Raw genomic sequence first — 22,558 nt, 5'->3', positions numbered from 1 at the left:
TTCTTCCGGGTGTCAGATGACGGTGCCGAGGTCGCGGGCGACGATGTTGTCCAGAGCTCGTTCGGCGAGCGCGGCGATGGTCATGGATGGGTTGCAGGCCGCGGTGTTTCCGGGCATCAGCGCACCGTCGAGAACGTACAGTCCGCGTTGGCCGTGGACGCGGCCGTCGAGGTCGCACACCGGGCCGATGTTGGCCCCGCCCAACGGATGCCAGGTGGACGGGAACAGCGCATTGGTGTCGGTGAGAATGCTGCCGGTACCGGCGATGCGGCGAACCGTCGGGTCGATGGACCCGTCCTGAATGACGGAGTCGCCGTTGGCCGGCCAACGCAGCTGGGCCTGATCTCGTGCGGAGTCGTAGCCGAAGTGACCACGGCCGTTGCTGACTCCGTATCCGACCAGCATGGTGCTGCGGGCATCGACTCCCAGTGGCGGAATCGATGCCTGGATGACGGTGTGGGCAGTGCGCGGGTCGTCCCAGTTCAAGCTGCCGAACACCACCGGACCACCCTGCGGTGTACCGAAATTCTGCTCGATGCTGGACCACACGTAGATGCGATCGGCGTTGGTGCCCCAGCCCTGACCCAGCTGGTCCGGCAGATCGGGAACGGCCCCGGTGGCGCTCGCGCGAACGAGCATCTTGGTGGTGTTCAGGCTTCCCGCGGCCATGATCAGTGCACCGGTGGTGAGGATCTTGTTCTCCAACACCGTTCCGTCGGAATCGATTCGGTCCACGTGGACGATCCAGCGGCCGTCGGCGGCGCGCTCGACATGCGTTACGTTGTGCTGCGTCGCCACGGTGGCCAGGCCGGTCGCCTCGGCGGCTGCGATGTAGGTGACGTCGACAGAATGCTTGCCTCCGTTGTTGACTCCGAGTGCGCCCGTACCGTCGGTGTAGGACGGCGTCATCACCCCGCGGGTCTCGTCGAGCGCGAAGTTCCAATCGATCGGCATCGGAATCTTCGACACCGGCAGTCCCGCCCGCCGCGCATTGTCCGCAAACACCCGCGCCGCTCGGTAATTGGGAGTGCCGATCAACTCGTCGGGGGCTTGCGCGAGCTGAAGCATCCGCGCAACGCGGGGGTAGTGGACCGCGTTCAACCTCGTCCAGTCGAGCTCGGCCGGAAAGTGTGTCTCGAACACCGCCTGCGACGGCTGCAAACTCATCCCCTGATAGATCAGGGATCCACCGCCCACACCCGCGGCGCACAGCGCGGTCATGTTGTCGCCGGGAACGGCCTCGAGCAGTCCGACATACGGATCGAACGGAACGGGCCTGCCGAACAGATTGGGGCTCGACCCGTACCACAGCATTCGCTTGTCCGGCGCGGTCGCATTGGGGAAGGTGTCCGCATTCGGCCCTGTGGGCCAACGCCTTCCGCGCTCGAGCACCAGCACGGGAATGCCGGCCTCGGCCAGGCGCAACGCTGCGACGCCACCGCCGAATCCGGACCCGATCACGACCACCCGATGGTCTTCTCGGGTCAGCGGAATGCGAGTTCTGACCCCTGCCCGGGCCACCCCGGTACCCGCGACTGCGGCAAGGCCGGCAACTGCAGTAGCGCCCAGAAATGACCGACGGTTCAGATTCGACACGTTCCCCCCAGGGTTGTGGACAGGCACGCACCGAGACTCGGGTCACACGTGCGCGCCGTGCAAAACTAGACAGATGTGTCCTCAGGTGTCAAGTTTTCCAGGCTGAGCAAACGGCAGAACGGGAATCAACCACCGCTCGAGGTACCGACGCAGACCGTCGTCCTCGTGAATGGAGGGGTCGTCGAACAGGATGACCGACAGCGCCACCCGCACGAGGACTCCATCGATACCGTCGAACTGCCCGGAATCGAATCCTGGATTGCGCTCGACGTATCCGTCCAGGAACTGACGAACCACCGGTAGCGCACGCTCCATCATGTCCGCGTCGAACAGTGGATTCGCGTTGCCCGAGCGCAGCAACGAATTCAGAACCGGTTCGCGCCGAATGAGATGGCGTGCGGCGACGATCGTCTCGACGATGAACTGCGTCGGAGTCTCGGCCTGATCGGCCTTGTCCCGTATCCCACCCATGACATCGACGACCAGTCCGATCATGGCCTCGGAGATCATGTCCTCGCGGGTGGTGACGATCGAGTACACCGTCTGACGCGTGACACCAGCAGCACGAGCCACCGCCGCGATCGTGACGCCCTCGAAGCCGGACTCGGCGATCAACCTGAGCGTGGCGTCGAGAATCTTCTGCTTGGACCGCATGGTCCGATTATGACGCCACGGGCGAACGATATGCTCACACTGTTCGACACAGGGGGTTCTGGATTTGAACGACGACATGACGGCCGCGTCGACGCGGCGAACGATCACCGGTACGACCAGCGGAGACCTCGACGTGATCGAGGCCGACGGTTTGATCCACGCACGGGGAATTCCCTATGCCACCGCCACGCGCTTTCGGAAGCCACAACCGGTGAACACCCCGGAGACGACGCGCGACGCCACCCGCCGCGGCCCGGCCTGCATTCAGATTCCGTCCCGGCTCGACAACGTCACCGGTCCGATAATCGACACACTCGACCAGAGCGAGGACTGCCTCGTGCTGTCGGTGACCGCTCCCGTTGCGGCCGAGGGACTTCCGGTCATGGTGTGGCTGCACGGTGGCGGCTACGTCTCCGGCGGCGGAGAGGCCGAGAAGTACGACGCAGACCACCTCGTCCGGGAGGGTGTGGTGGTCGTCAGCGTCACCTTCCGTCTCGGCGGTTTCGGCTACCTGACCCCGAAGGACACGGGGGACAGCAACATCGGTGTTCAGGATCAGATTGCCGCACTGCACTGGGTGTCGACCAACATCGCTCGATTCGGCGGTGACCCCACCAACGTGACCCTGTTCGGTCAGTCCGCGGGCGGCGATGCCATCCTCTCGCTGATGGCATGCGAAGCGGCCGCAGGGCTGTTCACCAGAGCCATCGTGCAGAGCGCACCACTCGGATTGCGATCGGGCCGTTCGGCTCTCTACAGCACGGCACGAAAGGCTTTCGCAGCTCGGTTCTCCACGGACCCGGCCACCGCACCTGCGTCGGAGGTGCTCGATGCCGAGCGTGCAGTGACACAGGCGGTGCGCAGGTTCGGTGCCGCGGGCGGAATGCCGTTCGGGCCGGTTGCGCACCTCGAGCCCCTCTCCGGTGACCCCGACGCTGCCCTACGTGACACTGCCACTCGCGTCGAACTGCTGATCGGTCACACCAGGGACGACGCCGCCCCGTTCGTGGACATCGTGACTGGCATGCTGTGGCTCAACAGGTTCGGCGTCGTCAGTTCGGTACTGACCGCTCCGGTGGTCCGTCTCGTCACCAACCTGCTGTTCGGCGTGGATTCGATGGTGAAGATGTGGCACGGTGCCGGTGGTCGGGTCGCGTCGTACCGCGTCGACTGGGCACCGAAAGGTGCCCCGTTGGGGGCGTGCCACTGCATCGAGTTGCCGCTGCTGTTCGGTGAGGCATGGTCGGACGCGCCCATGTTGGCGGGCAACACGCCGCCGTCGGAGTTGGCCGCCAAGGTCCGTGGGACGTGGGCAGCATTCGCCAGAGAAGGAGTGGCGGGGCTGCCTGCGCGCTCACTGGTGTTCTGACAGCCCCTCCCTCTCCGATTGTCAGAGCCGGGTTTCCGCAAGCACACCGGCAATAGCGAACCCTCCGGCGATGGCGCAGCCTGCCACCCGCGTCCGCTGAGGCAGGTACGCGGTCAGGGCGAAGGCACCGGTATCCCAGACATCGACTGCCACCCCGGCGCGCAGCAAGGGGCGCACAAACTTCGGTGCATACATGGTGGCCGCGAACAGCCCGCCTCCGATGTAGATCTCGCGAATTCCAAAGGTGCGGGCGGCAGCACGCGTGGTTGCCACAGCCGCGTCGGGACCGGCGAGGAGTTCGTTGGCACGAGTGGGCGCGATCGTATGAGCGATTCCGATTGCGGCACGGCCTATTCCGACAATCTCGGGAAGGCGTCGTACAAGTGTGGAGCCAGTAGCCATGAAACGTTCCTCAGGTAGTGGAGAGAGTGTTCTCGCGAGCCAACCGCCGGAGCAGACCGACGGGCTTCTTGATGCCGAATGCGACGATGGTGGTGCGGCCGTCCTCATGGCTCCACTGCAGCAGGGCAGATCCGTCGTCGACGGATCCTTCCAGAACGGTCGGATCTCCCTGCAGGGGTAGAGGACCGACGACTTTGATGGACAGCCCCAGGATTTCGGTCCAGAAGTAGTCGTCGGTGGGTGCGCAGGTCGGTTCGATGCCGAGCGCGGAGGCTGCGGCGACTTTGCCCTGCGCAACGGCATTGGACCAGAACGGTGCTCGACGGGACGCTGTGCGCGAGTATGCGACATCCCCGGCCGCATAGATGCCGGGAATGTCTGTAGCGCAACGGTAGTCGATTCCGACCCCGATCCGGTCCGCGATGCCGGTACTGTCCAACCAACCGGTCTGCGGCTCGTCACCGGCGCAGGTGACAACGAGATCGGCAGTCAGCGTGCGATCTGCGAACTCGATACCCGTGACGGGATCACCCACCAACGCGACAGGGGCGTCCGCACGAACGAACTCGACCGAGGCAGCCTCGGCTCGCGCGACTATCGCGTCGGACAGGAAGGAACCCAGGAGTCGTTGCAACGGTGGATCCACATCGACGACGGTCACCGCTGTCCCACGTGCAGCGCAGGCACTGGCGACCTCCATGCCGAGGAATCCTGCACCCACCACGATCGCGGTGGAGGCCTCGTCCAGTGCCGGACGCAGGGCACGGACGTCCGCGAAGGTCCGCAGCACTGTCTCGCCCGCCTGGTCGGGGGCGGCTATCCGACGCGCAGAGGCACCGCTGGCCACGATCAAGGCGTCGTAGGGAACGGCGGTGCCATCGGCGGTGGTCACGGTCCGAGTCTCGGCATCCAACGACACCGCCGGATCGACGATCGAGGTGAGGTCGAGATCCGCCATGTCCCACGTCTCGGCCTCGGCCGCTTCACCTTTGAGCATATGCTTCGACAACGGCGGTCTCGCGTAGCAGCCGTCGGCGTCGGCACCGATCATGACGATCGAACCCCGGTGCCCGCGGGCACGGAGCTCACGGGCGGCGGTGCACCCGGCGATGGAGTCTCCGACGATGACGATACGACGGTCGGTGGCGCTCACTTGCTCTCTCGGAGAGCTGCCACGGGACACGCTCCGATCGCCGAACGTGCCGTGGAGGCAAGGTCGTCGGGTATGTCGCCGCCCTCGAAGGCGTAGCGAAGCTCGCCCTCGTCGTCCAGGCTGAAAACCTTGGGAGCTTGATCGGCACAGATTCCGTGCCCTTCGCACCGATCCCAGTCGACGTCGATTCTCATTGCGATGTCCTCTCTGCAGCCACCAGTTTCAGTGGGAGTTGTTCGTATCGGTGAATGACGTTGTTGACGGCCCTCTTCGGTGTTCCCGACGAGACGATTCGTTCGACCCGGCGCGCGAGCACCCGGAGCATGGTCTGCGCTTCGAGACGCGCCAATCCTTGACCGGCGCAGCCGTGCGTACCCGAGCCGAAGCCGAGTTGGCGAGCCGCATCGCGGGTGATGTCGAAGGCGTCGGGGTTGTCCCATTCCCGCTGGTCGCGGTTCGCCGACGCGTAGATCACCAGCACACGGGCTCCTGCCGGGATTCTCGATCCGCCGATATCGGCGTCGCGCACAGCCTTTCGAGAAAATGCTCGAATGGGTGACTCGTACCGGACCACCTCGTTGACGGCGTTGGGAATCAGGTCCGGGTTCTGCCGTATCGCCTGCCATTGCTCGGGATGCCGGGCGAACAGGTCCAGCGCGCCGGAAATAGCTCCGATGGTGGTATCGAGTGACGGTCCGAGGTAGTCGATCATCAGTGCCGGGCACGCCGACTTCTCGAGTCGGTTGTCGTCGGCGGCGATCAGCACGTCCTCGCCCATACTTCCGGGTAGGACCGACCGCTCGCGCACCACCCGCTTCGAGAAACTCAGCATCTCGGTGGCGGCCTTCACCGCGGTGGCGGAATGCCGATTGACAGGCCCCAGTGAGTCGAAAGTTGCTCCGGCCCACCGCAGAAGGTCCTCGCGGCCATCCTCGGGCCAGCCGACGAGGTCAGGCACGATCGACATGGGCAGCGCCGTCGCGAGATCGTCGACTCCGTCGACGAACTGTTTGCGCAACGCGACGTCGACGATGCTTTCCGCCTTCTCCGAAATTGCCGTGGTCATCTTCCGAACCGCCCTCGGAGTCAGACGGTGCGCCAGAACCGCGCGCTTCGATGCATGCTCGTCGCCATCGCTGTTGAGGGTCGTGCCCCGGCCGAGCCGGTTGGCGATGGGGTTGAGCGCGACGCCGTCACCCGAGATGAAGGTCTCGTCGTCGAGCAGTACTTCCTTGCACTCGGCATACCGAGGGACCGCGAACACCTGCTGACCCGGTAGCCACACCACCGGGCCGAGCTCCCGCAATCTCGCATAGTGCGGGTAGGGATCGAGAATGGCGTCGGTGGAGTAGATGTTCCTGCGGTACTGGGGAATCGACACGTCGGTTCTCATCAAGTCCTCGATGTGGCCACGGATCCGACGACGTTCGTCAGACATTGACGATATCGTCACTCACCGCACCTCGCCCAGTCAAGCATTTTTGACGAATTCGTCAATATTTGTCGCGATAGGCTGCTCTCGCCACCTTCCAGAGCAGGAGCACACCGTGACCGAAGGCAACCGTGTCGAGCGCCGCAAGGCCCGCACCAGAGCCGCTCTCGTCAGGGCCGCGCAAGGGTTCCTGGCGAGCGGAAACACCAACGCGCCCGTTCTGGAAATAACCCAGGCCGCCGAGGTCAGCAATGGATCTTTCTACAATTACTTCGAGAGCAAAGAAGAGCTGTGGCAGGCGGCCATCGACGCGGCCCTCGAATCCGCCGGCGACTTCCTCGACTCGCTCACCGTTGGTCTGGACGACCCCGTCGAGAAATTCACGCAGTCCTTCCGATTGTCCGGACGACTGTTCCGCCTCGAGCCGGAACTGAGTCGCGTTCTGCTCAACTCCGAGGCTGCGGCATTCGCCGCAGCCGGCGGCCTGGCACCGCGTTCACGCCGCGATATCGAATCGGCCGCCGCCCAAGGGCGATTCGATGTGGACGACGCAGATGTCGCACTCGCCATCGTGGCCGGCTCCCTGCTGTCGATGGGTCGACTGCTGCTCGCCCAACCCGATCGCGACGAAGCGACAACCGTGGACGACACGACGCAGCGCGTGCTCCGAGCGCTCGGGATCTCCGCCGACGAGGCCGAAACTCTGTGCAGCCGCGAGCTTCCGACGTCTTACAGCGGCGGAGTGCACGCAGCGATCGACCCCGCAGCCCAGCCGTAACGAACGCGGGAAAAACAGGGCAGACGTGCGGTGGTCGTACCGTCAGGCTCTGTGATGACGCGCGCGGGCGTGCACAGGCACCTCGACGGGAACCGATACGTCAACGGGTTCGACCGTCCGATCGCCACCGCGCGTGCTCATCTTCATGAAGTTCTGCAGTTCGTCATGGATAGGTGTGTCGGTCATGAGACTCGACCTTCTCGACCTACGATCCGCAGGTCGGTTCGGTTTCGCTGAACCATTGTGTGCGCTGGACGAGCGGCGTGACACCGACACTACGGCGTTCCTCCCACGCGGTCCACGCTGCGCCGACCATCGTGGACCAGAACTCCGTTGCTATCGACGGGCGAGGGGCTCGGGGTCTACTGTCGCTCCCACGTCGACATGACCTACAGGATCGAGTCCGAGTGCTCACCTACAGTTTCAACCTCGACTATCGGGGAGTGTGCCCCATCTGCGACGGCGTCACGTTGGGAGAGAACGTGATCGATTCGCCGCCCGTGGGACCGGCCAACAGCCGCATCTACGCCTCGTGTGAAGCGTGCGGATGGGAAGGACCGGGATGACGACTCAGCCGATCACCGGCAGGCGATCCTTCGTCAATTCGTCGAGTTCAGCCTGCATCGCAGAGTGAACGCGATGTGCGAAGTCCTCTGCGGACTCGTCGGGCTCGGGACGCATCGGCGCGAGAACCGACGTCTGCAGCTTCGTCGGTAGCGGGAGATACGGAAGCAACCCGACAACCCCGAAATTCACGCCCCAGGGAATGGATACCGACAGCGGCAGCGTCTTGACGCGAAATGCCGTCTTGTTCAATCGGAGCGCCTTGGCGATACGACGACCGCTGCTGAGCACGAGGAGTGACTCACCCGCGCCCGCGGTCACGACCGGAACTATCGGCACCCCGGCTTCCATCGCGAGACGCGCGTAACCACTGCGTCCGGCGAAGACGATTTCGTTTCGGTGCCGCCACGACTTCAGTGCATCGAGGTCGCCGCCGGGAAAGACCAGAACATTGTGTCCCTGCTCGAATGCGTCGAGAGCGTTCTCTCGCGCGGCCGGCCGCGCGCCGAAGGGCTCGAGCAATTTCCCTGCACGCAGAGTCCACGCGATCTGGTGCGTCAACGCGATGATCTCCCTGGACAGCTTCAGATCGTCGTACGCAGCCGAGAACGCGAAGACGTTCAGATCGATCACTCCGCCGAATCCGTGATTGCACACGAACAGCACGGGCTCGTCGGGAACCGGTTGCGCCACGGACACTTCGAGGCGGTTGTACAGACGGACCGCATTGATGCCCATGGCCCGAATCGCGCGAGGTACTTTGTGCATGCGCGCACTGTATCGGGGACCGCCCGCATCCGTATCGGGATCCATCACGTCCGGTCGTTCAGAAATCGCTCGAGTTCTTCGAGGAACCGGTCGGGCATCTCGATGTGGGGCCAGTGACCTGTTCCCTCGATATCGACCGACGAGGCAGCGGGAACCGCCTTCAGGAACCGCTCGACGTCGGACGGCGGAGACAGGGGGTCTCCCGGTCCCCTGATGATCCGCGTCGGACACGTGATGCGGTGCAGATCGGCGCTGGGGTCGCTCGCGACAGTCGACAGCAGGGAAGGGAACGACCCGGTTGCGCCCAGTTTGGCCATGACCTGTTCCATCACCTGCGGATCCAGCTGTCGCGGTGCCTCCACGAACGGCCCGAGCACCAAAGACAGCGCAGTGGGCGAATGCGCAACTCTGCGGGCAAGGCGTGCAGGAAGCGGCATACCGATCGTGACCAATTCCATCAGAAGCGTTGCCACCGAGCGTGGTTGGTTGCGAAAGGTCTTGACCGGGCTTCTCGCCAGGCCGGTGAGCGACAGAATGGGTCCACCGGTGATGACGAGTCGCTCGACCAGATCGGGCCGTTCGATCGCCAGGCGGGTGGCCACGATGGAGCCCATCGAATGCCCGACGACGGTCGCTCTCGGTACCTCGAGCGCATCGCACACCGCCGCCACCGCACGCGCCATGCCCTCGAAACTGACACCGGCACGCGAGAATTGCGAGTCGCCGAAGCCCGGAAGATCGACTGCGATCGCCCGATGCGTCCGCGCCACTTCCGGCAGGATCTCGACGAACCAACGCCAGCTCGCCGCGATCCCGTGGAGGAAGATCACCACCTCGCCGCTGCCGCTCGGGTTCAGATCGACCAAGCGAATTCGTTTGCCCTCCACGAGAACGTCTCGTGTCGAGCCCTGCCAATCGATGCTCTGCCAACGTACCCGGTCGGGATTGGGCATTGTCTCTCTATCTCTCGTGCGACGCTGCGCAAACAGTCAGATCCGGGACCGTGCGACGTCGTACACGCTGCGCCACCGTGTCTCGAGGAAATCGGCCAGCGCCGTTCCGGCCTCGCTCGCCGAACCTGTTGTACGCCAGGCAACATGCCCGTCGGGTCGCACCAGTACCGCCCCGGAAGTACCTACCTCGTACAGGTCGATCAACCGGTCACGATCGTTGCCCGACAGCGCGTCGGCCGCAACCATGACCACCCCTGGGCCGCCTGCGTCGAGCTCGGACACCACCGGATCCCACTCAGGACCGGCAAATGTCAGCAGCGTCAACTTGTTTCGGTCCAGAGTGTCGTGCGCATCCACCGACGTGCCGTTCACCGACAGGACCGCGTGCGGGAGGCGGGCACCCGGGTAGGTGGTGGGCAGGTAATCCACCACGTCTTCGGCAGGCTTGGCCGCAGGATCCTGTGCGATCAACGGACCGGCGTAGAGATAGCCGAACTGCAAGCCGATCGAGACGAAATGCTCCACCTGACCCGGAATCGCTTCGGCGATCTCGCGGCGAAGCCGAGCCGAACCGGGCGCGCCGGGGTTCACCTTCTGCGAGCGCGCCATCTGCCGCCGTGTCGCCCCCGCCGCCAGCGGCGCGATCAACTTTCCTGGAATCTTGTTCAGCGGTGGACGTCCCATCGCCTGTGTCGCCTTCGCCAACATCTTGTTGGTGATGCCCACTCTCTTGCCGATGTCGTCCATCCGGAAATGGTTCGCCACACTCTGTTCGGCGAACTTCTCCACCACCGGGCGGCGTTCCGTCTCGTAGGTGTCCAACAGGGAATCGGAGGCGTCGCCCGACAGCACCGCGTCGAGCTTCCATGCCAGATTGTGGGCGTCCTGAACACCCGAGTTCAGGCCGAAACCGCCGGTGTGCGGAAACCGGTGCGCTGCATCGCCGAGCAGGAGCAACCGGCCTTGTCGAAACGCATCGGCGGTCTGCGAGGTCATCACCCAGGTTCCGGTCGATTCCAGATCGAACTCGTGATCGCCCAACACCTTCGGCAGTGTGCGCAACCAGAACGCTCGACTGTCCTTGGCGATCTCCTGCTCGGGGTGCAGGTAGGCGGTCATCAGAATGTATCGATGGTCGGCGTGCGCGATCATCACGCCGCACAGCTCGGGCGTGTAGATCCAACTGAGCAGCGGCCGAGCTTCGTCGGGGAAGAGCGTCTTCGAGGTGAAGAAGGCGCTTCCCATGTTTGCCAGCACCGGTCCGGTCAGACCGACCCCGGTACCGTCCCTGGTCGCACTGTTGGCACCGTCGCACGCGAGCACGTACTGGGCCTCGATATCGGTGATGCCACTCGCACAACGCCCACGAACACGAGCGCTGGACGAGTCGGATTCGACGGACTCGACAGCGCAACCGCGCCTGAACTCGACCAACGGTTCGGCGTCGAGCGCATCCCACAGGGCAGGCATCAGCAGATGCTGACCGATGTGCGAGACCAGGAACGGGCTCTGGCTCTCGACGATGGCCTTGCGCTCGGGGTCCGAGAGCAGGTCGATCGAACCGATGGCCTCGTCCGCGAGATCGCCGTACCAGCTGATCAGATTGACCGTCTCGTGCGGTGGCGACATCGCAGCGATGGAGCGGGCCAGCTCCGGGCTGTACTCGTTCCAGATCTCGAGGGTACGAGCATTGATCACGTGCGCGGCAGGATGGAACAGCGGCGCACCTCGTCGCTCGAGCACGACGCTGCGAATCCCTCTACGTGCCAACAGCAATGCGGCGGTACAGCCGGCCGGTCCCGCCCCGACCACGACGATCGGCGCAGTCATCGGACCACCGTCTCCTGAGTTCCCAGATCGATGGTCCCATCGGTGGTCTTGATACCGGCGGTGATCACGTCGTCCACCGAGAGATACTTCGGATTCTTCGCCTGCCGGGCGAAGAAGAACTTCCACTTCAGAGCCGGTGGAATCAGCTCACCGATCTTCTGCACCACCCTCGGCGGCGCGGAAATGGCTGTCCCGATGGGAGTTCCGGTGAGGAGGACGTCACCGGCGGTCATGTTCTGAAAACGGGCCAACCTGGTGAGCGCCTCGGCCGGCGGAGTGATGAGGTCGTTGCCGATCGTCTGGTCCTGGCGGGTCTCGCCGTTGACGGCCAGCGTCATGTGCAACTCGGGGATGCGGCGAAGCTCGTCGTTGTCGAGCAACACCAACCTCGGGCCGAGCGGGGTGAACGTGGGATACGACTTGCTCTCGTAGACCTGGACTTTCGTCAGCTGGATCTCACGAGCGGATACATCGTTGGCCACGACCACACCGGCCACGTAGTCCGAAAGGTTGTCGTCGGTGACCGTCGTACCGATCGGGATCTCGGCACCGACGACGATTCCGAGTTCGATCTCGTAATCCAGCAGCGCTACCTCGGCCGGTTGACGAATGGGATCGAACGGGCCGGAGACCGACGCCGAGGACTTACGAAAGAACGTCGGCTGCAACGTGTTCGGGTCGGAGCCGGCATCGATCGCGTGGGATCGATAGTTGAGCAGCTGCGCCACCACCCGGCACGGCGTGGTGATCGGAGAGACGAGCTCGAGCTCGCCGACACTCGTACCCGCACCCGACGCACCCGTGATGGCACCGCGGTCGGCGAGAAGTTCGCGGGTGGTCTGGGCCTCGGTGTCGATACGGATTGCACGGTCGCCGTCGAGACGCCACCAACCGTCGACTGTTCGAACTACGTTGACAGACATGTGATTCTTCCTCCCCCTCGTTGGATCAGCAGCTTGTTGTGTCACAGAGTTTTCGGCGTGATGGTCTTCTTGTTCGCGACGACCGGACGCCCGGGCCGAGTTCCGGCCTCGCGTCGGCGAAGCTCCTCGTGGGGCACGCCGTTGCGCAGCTGACTGAGCAGGTAATCGGGGTCGATGTTGACGCCGATGGGGTTCTTGGCGAACTCCTCGGTGAAGAAGAATGCCGCGGTGTTCTCGGCGTCGAAGTTCTCGACCTGGAACTCGAGCCGCACCCCGTCGGGATCCTCGTAGTAGAGCGAGATCGTCGGCCCGTGATTGATCGACCAGACGGGGAGGATGTCCATTCGCTTGAGTCGCACATAGTTCTCCAGCAGCCGCTCGAGGGAGTGGAACGTCAGCGCGATGTGGTCGATTCCGTAGGCCTTGCGCCTGAACTTGGCGAACGGGAACAGGAACCTGACGGGCTTCGGCACTGCGATGATCGCCAACCGGTGCGACTCGTCGTCCCAGGTCAGGAACGTGATTCCCTCGTCCTGATAGACGATCTCGGCACCGAACACCGCTCCGTACCACCGCACCATCTCCTCGGTGCGAGCGGACTTGACCACCCAGTGGGCGATGAGATCGGGCGCCACCCTGGGCGTTTTCCGACTCCCTGCATCCTGCGTCGTACTCATCGAACGACCTTTCTTCGGGTCACTTGTATGTGACCGACGCTACGTCCACTTTGACTACTGGTCAAGAATTTGAACGACGGTCAGGAGGGTCCGCGTGTGGTGCGCTAATGTCGGATCGGTGTCGACCAACCCGCCTCCCGGAGCCGAGCGGTCCCACCGTGCCCGCCCTCGGAAAGACCGTCGCCAAGCCCTGATCGACGCCGCGATCGAGCTACTGGCCGAGGGAAACAGCGCCGATATCAGCGCAGCGGCCATATCGCGTCGCGCAGGAGTGGCCCACGGGCTGCTGTTCTACTACTTCACCGACAAACAGGGCCTCGTCGCGGCAGCGCTGGCCGACGTCCTGGCGAACCTGGCCGAATTCCAGGAACCCGAGGCCGGCGAGCAGTCCGTGCGGGCTCGCGTGGAAGGTTTCGTGCGCCGACACATCGAGTTCCTCGAACGCCACCGCGCCCTCTACGTGCGGGTGATCCGCGAGGGAGAACTGGGCGATTCCGTCGTCGAAGACGCCGTCCGGAAGGCCCGCGCGGAGGGCGCTCAGCAGGTCGCGGCCCTCGCCGAGCTCTCGGAACCCCTGTCTGCGTTGCAGAGTGCCGCCATCTCCGGGTGGACCGGCTTTCTCGATAGAACGGCCGACGCGTATTTCGACACCCCCGATCTCGAACTCGATGCGGTGGTCGAATTGATCGTCGACACCTTCGAGGCTGTCGTGGCGGCAACACACTCGCCTCCGGAGACGGGTAATCGGGATCAGTAGGACCAAGGTCGAGCCCCTCACAGGACTCGAATTGAGCAATCTGCACCATTCGAACGGCAACACTTGCGCAGCTGGGTAGACGCCTGGTCCACTGTCCCCCATCGCAGCTCAGTTGCACTCTCTCGGCGATTCGCGACCCGAACGCCTGCCCGGGCCACCGGACCACACTCGGTCCCGCGTCGTCCGCGTTCTCATTCACCCTCTCGGCCTCGGCCGGCATCAGGACGTTCTTCACCGTCGACTCAGGAGCCCTCTGTCATGACCAGCATCAGCCCCGCCGACCGCCGTTCGTCTGCCGGTGACGGCGAAGACCTGCACGACATCGCTCTGCGGGTGCTGTGGTTGTCGACGTCGATGATTCACCATGCCAATCGAATTCGGCCCAACCCGACAGGGTTGAAGGTCGGCGGCCACCAGGCGTCCTGCGCGTCGATGGTCTCGATCATGACCTCGCTGTGGTTCGAGCAGCTGCAGCCCGGCGACCGTGTGTCGGTCAAACCCCACGCCTCGCCGGTGCTGCACGCGATCAACTACCTTCTGGGCGAGTTGGACGAGGAGTACCTGACGACTCTCCGCTCGTACGGCGGACTGCAGTCCTACCCGTCCCGGGCCAAGGACCCCGACACCGTCGACTACTCCACCGGATCGGTCGGCATCGGTGCCACGGCCCCGATCTGGGGTGCCATGTCCCGACGCTTCGTCGAGGGCCGGTTCGGCACCGACGACTCCGCCCCCAGGACATCGGGATTCAGCGGACGACAGTACTCACTGGTCGGTGACGCAGAACTCGACGAAGGCGCAGTCTGGGAAGCCGTCATCGACCCGGGCATCACCGAGCTCGGCGAGATCGTGTGGATCGTCGACCTGAACCGCCAGTCGCTGGACCGAGTGGTCCCCAACATCGCGGCGCGGCGGCTCGAGAAGATGTTCGACGCTGCCGGCTGGCAGGTCATCACCGTCAAGTTCGGCCGATTGCTCGAAGACCTCTTCGCCAAGCCGGGCGGCGACGCACTCCGCACCCGAATTCTGGACATGCCGAACCCCGAGTATCAGCGCTTGCTGCGCTGCAGCGCCGACGAGGTGCGCACCCGCCTTCCAGGATCCGGACCCGACGCCGCAGCGATCGCCGAACTGATCGCCGATCTCGACGACACACTGCTGACCGAGTCGATTCGCAACCTCGGCGGACACGATCTGGATGCGTTGCGCGAGGCCTACTCTCGCATCGACGACACCCGGCCCACCGTGATCGTCGCGTACACGGTCAAGGGCTTCGGACTGCCCACTCAGGGGCACCCTCAGAACCACTCCTCACTGTTGACCGTCGACGAGTACGCGGAGCTCGCTCGTAGCCTCGACCTGAATCCCGCTGCGCCGTGGGGTCGCTTCGACGACGACAGTGCGGCCGGGCGACTGTGCGCCGCCACCGCAAAACGGCTGCGCCGCGAACCGGTTCCGGCGTCGACTCCCCCTGCCGTTCCCACCGACATCGGGCGCACACCGAAGGGCACTGCCACCACTCAGGCTGCCCTCGGCCGCACGCTGATCGACCTCACTCGCGAGGCCCCGGAAGCAGCGAAAAGGGTTGTGACAGTGAGCCCCGACGTCAGCTCCACCACCAACCTCGGCGGCTGGGTCAACAAAGTCGGTGTGTGGTCCTCGTCCGATCGGCACGACTGGTTCGGTGACGACGCCGAGACGATCATGCACTGGCGCGAAGGACCATCCGGTCAGCACATGGAACTCGGCATCGCCGAGACCAACCTCGTGGGACTGATGGGCGAACTCGGTGCCACGTGGAGCCGATGGGGACAGCCACTGTTCCCGATCGGCGTCATGTACGACCCGTTCGTCGAACGCGCCCTCGAACCGTGGTCGTACGGCATCTACGCCGGCGGTCAATCGATCCTCGTCGGTACTCCGTCCGGAGTCACACTGGCTGCGGAAGGTGGTGCGCACCAATCGATCAAGACACCATCGATCGGTCTCGAACAACCCGGCTGCATCAGCTACGAACCCGCATTCGCCATCGACGTCGAATGGACCCTGCTCGCCAGCATCGCGCGGCTGGGCCGGCCCGACGGAACCTCGGCCTACCTACGGTTGTCGACGCGACCCGTCGACCAGTCGAAGGCCGACGTCCCCACCGACCCGGCGGCACGAGAACGTCGCCGACGCCAGGTCGTGGCCGGCGGATACCCACTGGTGCGTCGGGACGGTGCGACGGTGACCATCGCGGCGATGGGAGCAGTGATCACCGAGGCACTCGAGGCCGCCGAGCGATTGAGCAAGGTCGGCGTGATCGCAGACATTCTGTGCATCACCAGTCCCGGCGAGCTCTACCGCGCGCTGCAAGCCAGGCAAGGACGCGGTGTCGGTGAATCGTGGATTCTCGATCAACTCCTGCCCGCCGATCGGGCGACGCCCATGGTTACCGTGCTCGACGGCCACCCGCACACTCTGGCGTTCCTCGCCACCGTCAACCGAGTGGCCTCGACATCGTTGGGCGTGAGCAACTTCGGGCAGGTCGGATCACTCGACGAGGTGTACAAGCACCACAAGATCGATACCGACTCCATCGTCGGTGCCGCACTCGACGTCACCGATCACTGACACCCGCCCCATCGAGCACACGAAAGCAGACATGACAGCGACCGTCACCACCGACACCGTTGCGATGCCCTCGCTCGGTGAGAACGTCACTTCCGCCGATCAGGAGCCGGAGGTCGCCGCACCCACGGCCGACCGGATCGAGAAGCTGCCCCGAATCAGACGAACCATCGCCACCCGAATGGTTCAATCCCTGCACACGGCAGCGCAATTGACGACGGTCGTGGAAGCCGAGGTCTCCGCGATTGCTCGGGTCAAGCGCGAGAACAAGGACTCGTTCCTGCACCGAACCGGGAACAAACTGTCGTATCTGCCGTTCTTCGTCAAAGCTGCGGTGGAGGCGTTGGCGGACAATCCCGTCGTCAATTCCTCGCTCGATGCCGACGTCACCACCGTTCCGACCGTGTACCTCTCACTGTCGTACGACCACCGCATCGTCGACGGTGCCGATGCCGCCCGCTACCTCGGTGACGTCAAGCGCAGACTCGAAAGTGGCTACGCCGCAGATCTTCTCGACTGAAACTTGCACCCCACGATCGCCCCGCCCGCAAGAGCGGGGCAGTCGGCGTTTCACGCCAGGTACTCCGCGAGTCCGTTCAGGGTGGCCGTGAGTTTCTTCCTGAACGTGCCCTGCAGCGCCTTGCCCACCACTCCGAACAACAGCGGACTGGTCACCTCCAACTCGAGCGTGACGGCTGATCCGCTGCCGCGGGCGGCGCAGTTCATCGTCAGCCGAATCATCGATCCGGTGGATCCGGCTCCCACCAAAACCAATTCCTCCGGCGCACGCAGACTTTCGACCTGGAACTCGATGGTGTCGGTGATGCTGGCGATCTTGATCTTCTCGACCATCGTCGACCCGACCTCGAGGTCCCTCGGGGGCGTCTGCACCCACTCCTCGTGCAAGGCATGCCACTTCTCGAAGGTGCTGACGTCGGACAGAGTTGACCACACCTCGTCCTGAGGGGCGGAAAGCTCCTGCGTCATGGCGATGTTCAGCATCCGGGTTCCTTCGTTCGACAACGGTGTTCCCACAACTACGCCATACGACTGACACGAAGTCAATATTGACATGAAGTCAACGCAGGCCTACTTTCGTGAGACACGCCTCACAGGTACGGGGCCGAACCGAAAGCGACGCCATGACGACGACCGAAGTACCGACCGTTGCGACCGCAACCGATGTGATTGCCAATCTCCGAGCTCTCGTGCCCGACCTGAAGGCCGGAGCCGCCGAGAACGAGAAGGCACGACGCCTCTCCGAGGACACCGTCGACGCCCTCCGCCGCGCGGGCGCATTCCGAATCGCAGCACCGGCGAAGTTCGGCGGACTCGAAACCGATCTGCGCACCATGCTCGACGTCTCGGCCATCATCGCCGAAGGCGACGCGGGTGCCTCCTGGGTCACCACCCTGTCCAACGTCAACAACTGGGCCGCAAACCTTTACAGCGATCAGGCACAGGCCGAGATCTTCGCGAACGGGCCGGACGCCGTCATTGCCGGCGTCGTCACCCCCGGCGGCACCGCCCGCAAGGTCGAGGGCGGCTACCGTCTCACGGGCACGTGGCCCTACGCCTCGGCCAGCCTGCACTCGGAGTGGTTCACCGGCGGAATCATCATCAACGACGAAGACGGCGACATGCTCGACCAGGGAATGGCATTGCTGCCTCGCTCGGACTACCGCGTCGACGACACCTGGTACGTAGCCGGCATGCGCGCCTCCGGCAGCAACACCGTCGTTGCAGAAGACGTGTTCGTACCCGAACACCGCATGCTCTCGATGATTCCGGCATTCAGCGGTGCCAACGTGGCAGAACGTACCGACTCCGCGTTCGCTCGCTCGGCCTTCGGCCCCATGCTCGTCATGGTTCTCGTCGGACCGCAGCTCGGAATGGGCCGTGCCGCAGTAGAACTCGTCCGAACGAAGGCGTCCCAGAAAGCGTTGGCCTACACGGTGTTCGACCGGCAGGCCGACTCGGTGGCCTTCCAGATGATGCTCGCCGAAGCCGCACTGAAGGTCGACACCGCGCACCTGCATGCGTACCGCGCGGCGGAGGACGTCATGCGGTGGGCCGAAGCCGGCGAGTATCCGGACCTCCTCTCGCGCGCTCGCGTCCGCGGCGACGCAGCCGTTGCACTGAAGAGCATCAACGAGGCACTCAACATCCTCGTGGATGCCACCGGAGCCGGAGCCTTCGCCGATGTCAATGCACTGCAGCGCATTTGGCGCGACTCCAACGTCGGTGCCCGCCACGCCGTCATGCTCCCGCGAGTGTCGATAGAAACCTACGGCAAGGCACTCCTCGGCTTCGAACTTCATGACCACATCACGCCGATCATCTGACGAGGACCTAGTCTTGTGTCGAACCGTGGGCAGCAGCCGAGCGGGGAGGCCGAGACAGAGGGGACTCGAGGTGCCGAATCGATCCACCCAGCCGGTTGCCCGGGCCACCCGGGCAAGCGCTCGAGCCGCAGAAACCCGTCAGCGCATGATCGACGCGGCGGTCGCACTGTTCGCGGAAACCGACTACGACAAAGTGGGCGTGGCGGACATCGTCGAGTCGGCGGATGTGGCCCACGGCTTGCTGTTCCACTACTTCGGCAACAAGCGAGGCATCTACCTCGAGTCGATGCGGGCCACTGCCGCGGCGATGTCGCAGGCGTTCGCCGACATTCCCGATTCGACACCCGACGTGCAGATACGGGCTGCTCTGACCAGCCATCTCGAGTACCTGCGCGTGCACCGCGGTCTGGCGCTCCGAATGGTGTTGGGCGGCAGAGGTGCCGATCCAGAAGCCTGGGAAGTATTCGAAGATGCTCGCACCGCAGTGCTGGAAGCGTCGGCCACACGGCTCGGGCTGGACCCGGAGAACGCCGGCGTCAGGCTGGTCGGACGAAGCATCGTCGCGGCAATCGACGGTGCAACGGCCCGATGGCTGGAAGAGGACACGCGCATCGACGTCGAGCAGATGGTCGAGTGGCTGGTGCACCTCATCGTTGCGTGCCTGAGCACCGCGCCGGTTCTCGATCCCACGCTGAGCATCGACGGTGCTGTCGCATTGCTCCGAGGATCGGACTAAATCGAGGAGGAATCACACCACCGAGACGGTCCTTCGTCCACGGACCCGTATTCCTACCGTGGCAATCGCGACCACCGCTGCGGCGAGAACGGCTGCCCAAGCGACAGTCGTATCGACCACCTCACCGGAGAAGCGGCCCTGCGCCAACCATCCCAGTCCCCAGACGATCGCCAACATCGGTGCGACCGCACCACCGGAGAACTGGGCCAGAAAAACCCCGACACCGGCAGCCACCACGAGCACGATGACCGCCCATACCGTTGCGCCACTGGTCAATCCGAGACTCACCAGCCACGCGGAGACGTTCGCGATCGTCGCCACACACACCCACCCGAGGTAGATGCCCATCGTGCCGTCGGTGATCACCGCGTCTGCCACACCCTCCGGTCGATGCTGCTGCATCAGCACGAACACGCGGACGAGTACCACCAGCAAGGCGACGATGACGATCACGCTCAGCCACACCTGGCCGAACTGGATCACGAGAATCCACGCGGGATTGAGCAACATCGACGCGACGATCGGTGCACGCAGCGCGTCGTGACGTGCGGTGCGGCCGGGTAGGAACTGCCATACGGCGTAGGCGATGAGCCCGGTGTAGATCACCGACCAGATCGAGAACGCCGGGCCTGCGGGTGCCACCAGCGTCGACGTGGCACTCAGCGCCCCACCTGCCGCCTCGGCAATCGGCGTTCCGATCCACGCACCGGACCCCACAAACGACACCACGACTGCCACGACCGCACTGACGACGACCACTGTTTTCATAGCAGCACTGATCCCCTGAATACGATGGTCGCAAACACCGCTGCCGGGTTGTTTGCCCGAATCGGCCACCATTCACGACCTGGTCGACGACGTCCACTGGACGCCCACTGGCAGTTGAGCCTGCCGATTCCCGCCGCGGTCTGGTAGACACGCGGGAGTGAATGCCATCAGTGGTCCGAATCGAGCTCGACGCGTCGGAGCCGTTCTCGCGGCGTCCACCTGCGCGCTCGTCGGGTGCAACTCCACACCCGAGCCTGTAACCGCGCCCTCGATCACGCCCGCCGAGACGACGACTGCACCGGCCCCGCAGTACGACCTCACGGGAGTGCCGGGCACCGTTCTCGATTCCGAGGACTTCGGCGATCGATCGACAGAGCTCTCCGCCACCGGAGCCACACTGTACCGATTCGTCTACGAGTCCACGTCGGGTGTCGACAATTCCCCCACGGCGGTCTCGGGTGTGGCAGCCGTTCCGGCAGGCACGCCACCCGAAGGTGGTTGGCCGACCGTCGTCTACGGGCACGGCACCACAGGAATTCAGGCCGACTGCGGACCCACGCTGTATCCCGATCTACTCGGCTACCAATTCGCTGTGCAGGACTTCACCGAACTCGGATACGTCACCGTGCTGCCCGATTACCAGGGCCTGGGCACCGGCGGCGGCACCCACCCGTACCTGGAACCGCGCACCTCGGGGCACAACATGATCGACGCGGCCCGCGCCGCCCAGAGCGCGCTGCCGGACATGTCCACCCGCTGGGCCGCTGTCGGGTTGTCACAGGGCGGCCAAGCAGCCTGGGCTGCAAACGAACTCGCCGCCACCTACGGTCAGGGCCTCGACCTGGTGGGATCGGTGTCGCTGTCGCCGCCGACGGACCTGACGCCCCTGGTGCAGGCGGCAACGGACGGAAACCTCACCAGACCGCAGAAGGAGCTTCTGCCGTACCTGCTCTACGGCGCACAGCAAGTCGACCCGACGATCGATCCGATGGACTACAGCGGCAGCGTCGCGGAGGCCAACAACGAGCTGCTGCTCACCTGCTCGGGCGGAGACACGGACGGCAAGGAGCGAGCAGTCGAGGCAATGGCTCCGGACGAGTTCGCCGCCGACTCAGCGCAATCCGAGCAACAGCTGCTCGACGTGATCGGCCGCTACACACTCCCTCAGGTGCGAACCGAGGTGCCGATGTTCGTGGCCTACGGCGCGAAGGACGACATCGTGCTGCCGCAGTGGACCGCCGACGGCGTCGAAAGGGCGTGCGCTCTGGGCGATCCGATCGTCGCGCAGGAGCAGCCCGAGCAGGGCCACGACGTCAGCGACGAGGCCGCCATGCAGTTCCTGGCTGCCGTGTTCGCAGGCCAATCCGTGCCCAGCACGTGCTGACGAGCGGCTCCGCGATGGAGAGAATCACCGAGTACACCCATGATGGATTGGTGTTCGACGTCCTCGACCAAGGGCCGCTCGACGGCCCGATCGTGTTGCTACTGCACGGATTTCCCGAGCGGGCATCGTCGTGGTCCGCGGTGATGGCAGTTCTGAACGAGCACGGATTCCGCACTGTTGCACCGGATCAGCGTGGGTACTCACCGCGGGCCCGGCCGAAGCGGCGACGGGACTATCGCATCGGAGCGTTGGTCGGCGATGTCGCCGCCCTGATCGAGGTGATCGGCCAACCCGTTCATCTGGTCGGACACGATTGGGGAGCGAACATCGCCTGGGTCACCGCAGGCCGACACCCTCAACTCGTTGCGTCACTGACGGCGTTCTCGGTTCCGCACCCCGGCTCGTTCATGACTGCGATGCTCACCTCGAAGCAAATTATGCACTCCTGGTACTTCGCGTTCTTCCAACTGCCGCTACTGCCCGAGAAATGGATGATGCGTCCCGGCGCACGGGCCGAGAAGTGGTACGAACGAAGCGGAATGACCGAAGGCGACCTCGAACGAACGAAGACGGAGATCGTCGACTACGGCGCACTCCCCTTCGCCATTACCTGGTATCGCGGACTGCCGTTCTCGAACCCGGGCATCGGCCGTCTACGCATCACCGTGCCGACGTCGATGGTCTGGAGTGACGGAGACACCTTCATCGGACGATCCGCCGTCGACAATGCACAGCGCTACGTCGACGCGACATACACCTTGACCGTATTAGCCGATGTGTCGCACTGGATTCCGACACAGGCATCGGATGCGGCCGCCGCAGCAGTGTTGCGGTCGATCGCCCTCAGCGGCACGTGACC

General features: G+C 64.5%; 24 protein-coding genes. 10 read left to right on the top strand and 14 right to left on the bottom strand.

What is annotated here, in order from left to right; translation table 11 throughout:
* Positions 1-12: 12 nt before the first annotated feature.
* Together CH283_RS06375 and CH283_RS06370 are read right to left on the bottom strand one after the other, a co-directional pair.
* Entirely contained in the window at positions 13-1,596 is a 1,584-nt protein-coding gene (locus CH283_RS06375; RefSeq protein ID WP_094640638.1) for a GMC oxidoreductase, read from the bottom strand.
* Between the two features lie 81 nt (positions 1,597-1,677).
* On the bottom strand, positions 1,678-2,250 hold the full coding sequence (locus CH283_RS06370) for a TetR/AcrR family transcriptional regulator (RefSeq protein WP_094640637.1): 573 nt from the start codon (positions 2,248-2,250) through the stop codon (positions 1,678-1,680).
* Between the two features lie 64 nt (positions 2,251-2,314).
* On the opposite strand from CH283_RS06370, the gene CH283_RS06365 reads away from it, so the two are divergent.
* On the top strand, positions 2,315-3,619 hold the full coding sequence (locus tag CH283_RS06365) for a carboxylesterase family protein (RefSeq protein ID WP_255183108.1): 1,305 nt from the start codon (positions 2,315-2,317) through the stop codon (positions 3,617-3,619).
* Between the two features lie 21 nt (positions 3,620-3,640).
* Here CH283_RS06365 and CH283_RS06360 read toward each other — a convergent pair whose 3' ends face one another.
* Genes CH283_RS06360 through CH283_RS06345 form a run of 4 tightly spaced genes read right to left on the bottom strand, consistent with a single transcriptional unit; the run spans position 3,641 to position 6,567 of the window.
* Positions 3,641-4,021, bottom strand: a complete 381-nt coding sequence (locus tag CH283_RS06360) for a hypothetical protein (RefSeq protein ID WP_094640636.1) — start codon at positions 4,019-4,021, stop codon at positions 3,641-3,643.
* 10 nt (positions 4,022-4,031) lie between these two features.
* Entirely contained in the window at positions 4,032-5,174 is a 1,143-nt protein-coding gene (locus CH283_RS06355) for an NAD(P)/FAD-dependent oxidoreductase (protein ID WP_094640635.1), read from the bottom strand.
* Positions 5,171-5,368: a ferredoxin gene (locus CH283_RS06350; protein ID WP_068049336.1), complete on the bottom strand. Its 198-nt coding sequence runs from the start codon at positions 5,366-5,368 to the stop codon at positions 5,171-5,173. The genes CH283_RS06355 and CH283_RS06350 overlap by 4 nt, the downstream gene beginning before the upstream one ends.
* Positions 5,365-6,567, bottom strand: coding sequence for a cytochrome P450 (locus CH283_RS06345; protein ID WP_094640634.1), 1,203 nt, complete (start codon positions 6,565-6,567; stop codon positions 5,365-5,367). Before CH283_RS06345 ends, CH283_RS06350 begins: the two co-directional genes overlap by 4 nt.
* A 154-nt stretch (positions 6,568-6,721) precedes the next feature.
* On the opposite strand from CH283_RS06345, the gene CH283_RS06340 reads away from it, so the two are divergent.
* Positions 6,722-7,384, top strand: a complete 663-nt coding sequence (locus CH283_RS06340) for a TetR/AcrR family transcriptional regulator (RefSeq protein ID WP_068049335.1) — start codon at positions 6,722-6,724, stop codon at positions 7,382-7,384.
* Positions 7,385-7,426: 42 nt separating this feature from the next.
* Here the strand turns inward: CH283_RS06340 and CH283_RS28215 are convergent, their stop codons facing one another.
* Positions 7,427-7,570 (bottom strand): hypothetical protein, encoded by a 144-nt coding sequence (locus tag CH283_RS28215; protein ID WP_156516152.1) that lies wholly within the window; start codon positions 7,568-7,570, stop codon positions 7,427-7,429.
* A 221-nt stretch (positions 7,571-7,791) separates the two neighbouring features.
* Here CH283_RS28215 and CH283_RS28210 point away from each other — a divergent pair, with 221 nt between their 5' ends.
* Positions 7,792-7,950: a hypothetical protein gene (locus CH283_RS28210; RefSeq protein WP_176460178.1), complete on the top strand. Its 159-nt coding sequence runs from the start codon at positions 7,792-7,794 to the stop codon at positions 7,948-7,950.
* Positions 7,951-7,954: 4 nt separating this feature from the next.
* Here CH283_RS28210 and CH283_RS06335 read toward each other — a convergent pair whose 3' ends face one another.
* Genes CH283_RS06335 through CH283_RS06315 form a run of 5 tightly spaced genes read right to left on the bottom strand, consistent with a single transcriptional unit; the run spans position 7,955 to position 13,099 of the window.
* On the bottom strand, positions 7,955-8,716 hold the full coding sequence (locus CH283_RS06335) for a lysophospholipid acyltransferase family protein (protein ID WP_094640847.1): 762 nt from the start codon (positions 8,714-8,716) through the stop codon (positions 7,955-7,957).
* A gap of 44 nt (positions 8,717-8,760) precedes the next feature.
* On the bottom strand, positions 8,761-9,669 hold the full coding sequence (locus tag CH283_RS06330) for an alpha/beta fold hydrolase (RefSeq protein WP_094640633.1): 909 nt from the start codon (positions 9,667-9,669) through the stop codon (positions 8,761-8,763).
* 36 nt (positions 9,670-9,705) lie between these two features.
* Complete coding sequence (locus tag CH283_RS06325; protein ID WP_094640632.1) at positions 9,706-11,499, bottom strand: FAD-dependent oxidoreductase; 1,794 nt, start codon at positions 11,497-11,499, stop codon at positions 9,706-9,708.
* Positions 11,496-12,422: a fumarylacetoacetate hydrolase family protein gene (locus tag CH283_RS06320; protein ID WP_094640631.1), complete on the bottom strand. Its 927-nt coding sequence runs from the start codon at positions 12,420-12,422 to the stop codon at positions 11,496-11,498. Before CH283_RS06320 ends, CH283_RS06325 begins: the two co-directional genes overlap by 4 nt.
* 41 nt (positions 12,423-12,463) lie before the next feature.
* Positions 12,464-13,099 (bottom strand): VOC family protein, encoded by a 636-nt coding sequence (locus CH283_RS06315; RefSeq protein WP_094640630.1) that lies wholly within the window; start codon positions 13,097-13,099, stop codon positions 12,464-12,466.
* 118 nt (positions 13,100-13,217) lie between these two features.
* Here CH283_RS06315 and CH283_RS06310 point away from each other — a divergent pair, with 118 nt between their 5' ends.
* From CH283_RS06310 to CH283_RS06300, 3 genes are all read left to right on the top strand, one after another.
* Positions 13,218-13,856 carry a TetR/AcrR family transcriptional regulator gene (locus tag CH283_RS06310; RefSeq protein WP_176460177.1) on the top strand — a complete coding sequence of 213 codons (639 nt, stop codon included), beginning with the start codon at positions 13,218-13,220 and terminating at the stop codon, positions 13,854-13,856.
* Positions 13,857-14,114: 258 nt separating this feature from the next.
* Positions 14,115-16,469, top strand: coding sequence for a transketolase-like TK C-terminal-containing protein (locus CH283_RS06305; RefSeq protein WP_094640628.1), 2,355 nt, complete (start codon positions 14,115-14,117; stop codon positions 16,467-16,469).
* A gap of 31 nt (positions 16,470-16,500) precedes the next feature.
* The gene (locus CH283_RS06300) at positions 16,501-16,986 is read left to right on the top strand and encodes a 2-oxo acid dehydrogenase subunit E2 (protein WP_094640846.1); all 486 of its coding nucleotides are present in this window, start codon (positions 16,501-16,503) and stop codon (positions 16,984-16,986) included.
* 50 nt (positions 16,987-17,036) lie between these two features.
* Here CH283_RS06300 and CH283_RS06295 read toward each other — a convergent pair whose 3' ends face one another.
* Entirely contained in the window at positions 17,037-17,468 is a 432-nt protein-coding gene (locus CH283_RS06295) for a type II toxin-antitoxin system Rv0910 family toxin (RefSeq protein ID WP_176460176.1), read from the bottom strand.
* 140 nt (positions 17,469-17,608) lie between these two features.
* On the opposite strand from CH283_RS06295, the gene CH283_RS06290 reads away from it, so the two are divergent.
* Positions 17,609-18,811, top strand: a complete 1,203-nt coding sequence (locus CH283_RS06290; protein ID WP_094640626.1) for an oxidoreductase — start codon at positions 17,609-17,611, stop codon at positions 18,809-18,811.
* A gap of 70 nt (positions 18,812-18,881) precedes the next feature.
* The gene (locus CH283_RS06285; RefSeq protein ID WP_176460175.1) at positions 18,882-19,547 is read left to right on the top strand and encodes a TetR/AcrR family transcriptional regulator; all 666 of its coding nucleotides are present in this window, start codon (positions 18,882-18,884) and stop codon (positions 19,545-19,547) included.
* Positions 19,548-19,559: 12 nt separating this feature from the next.
* On the opposite strand, the gene CH283_RS06280 is transcribed toward CH283_RS06285, so the two are convergent.
* The gene (locus CH283_RS06280; RefSeq protein ID WP_094640624.1) at positions 19,560-20,315 is read right to left on the bottom strand and encodes a tryptophan-rich sensory protein; all 756 of its coding nucleotides are present in this window, start codon (positions 20,313-20,315) and stop codon (positions 19,560-19,562) included.
* 157 nt (positions 20,316-20,472) lie between these two features.
* On the opposite strand from CH283_RS06280, the gene CH283_RS06275 reads away from it, so the two are divergent.
* Positions 20,473-21,699, top strand: a complete 1,227-nt coding sequence (locus tag CH283_RS06275) for an alpha/beta hydrolase family protein (RefSeq protein ID WP_094640623.1) — start codon at positions 20,473-20,475, stop codon at positions 21,697-21,699.
* Positions 21,700-21,713: 14 nt separating this feature from the next.
* Positions 21,714-22,556 (top strand): alpha/beta fold hydrolase, encoded by an 843-nt coding sequence (locus tag CH283_RS06270; protein ID WP_176460174.1) that lies wholly within the window; start codon positions 21,714-21,716, stop codon positions 22,554-22,556.
* Positions 22,557-22,558 lie beyond the last annotated feature (2 nt).

This window comes from Rhodococcus sp. 05-2254-2, from assembly GCF_002259095.1.
GTDB lineage: Bacteria > Actinomycetota > Actinomycetes > Mycobacteriales > Mycobacteriaceae > Rhodococcoides.
The sequence above is the reverse complement of the archived record's forward strand: the minus strand, read 5'-3'. Positions and strand labels throughout refer to the sequence as shown.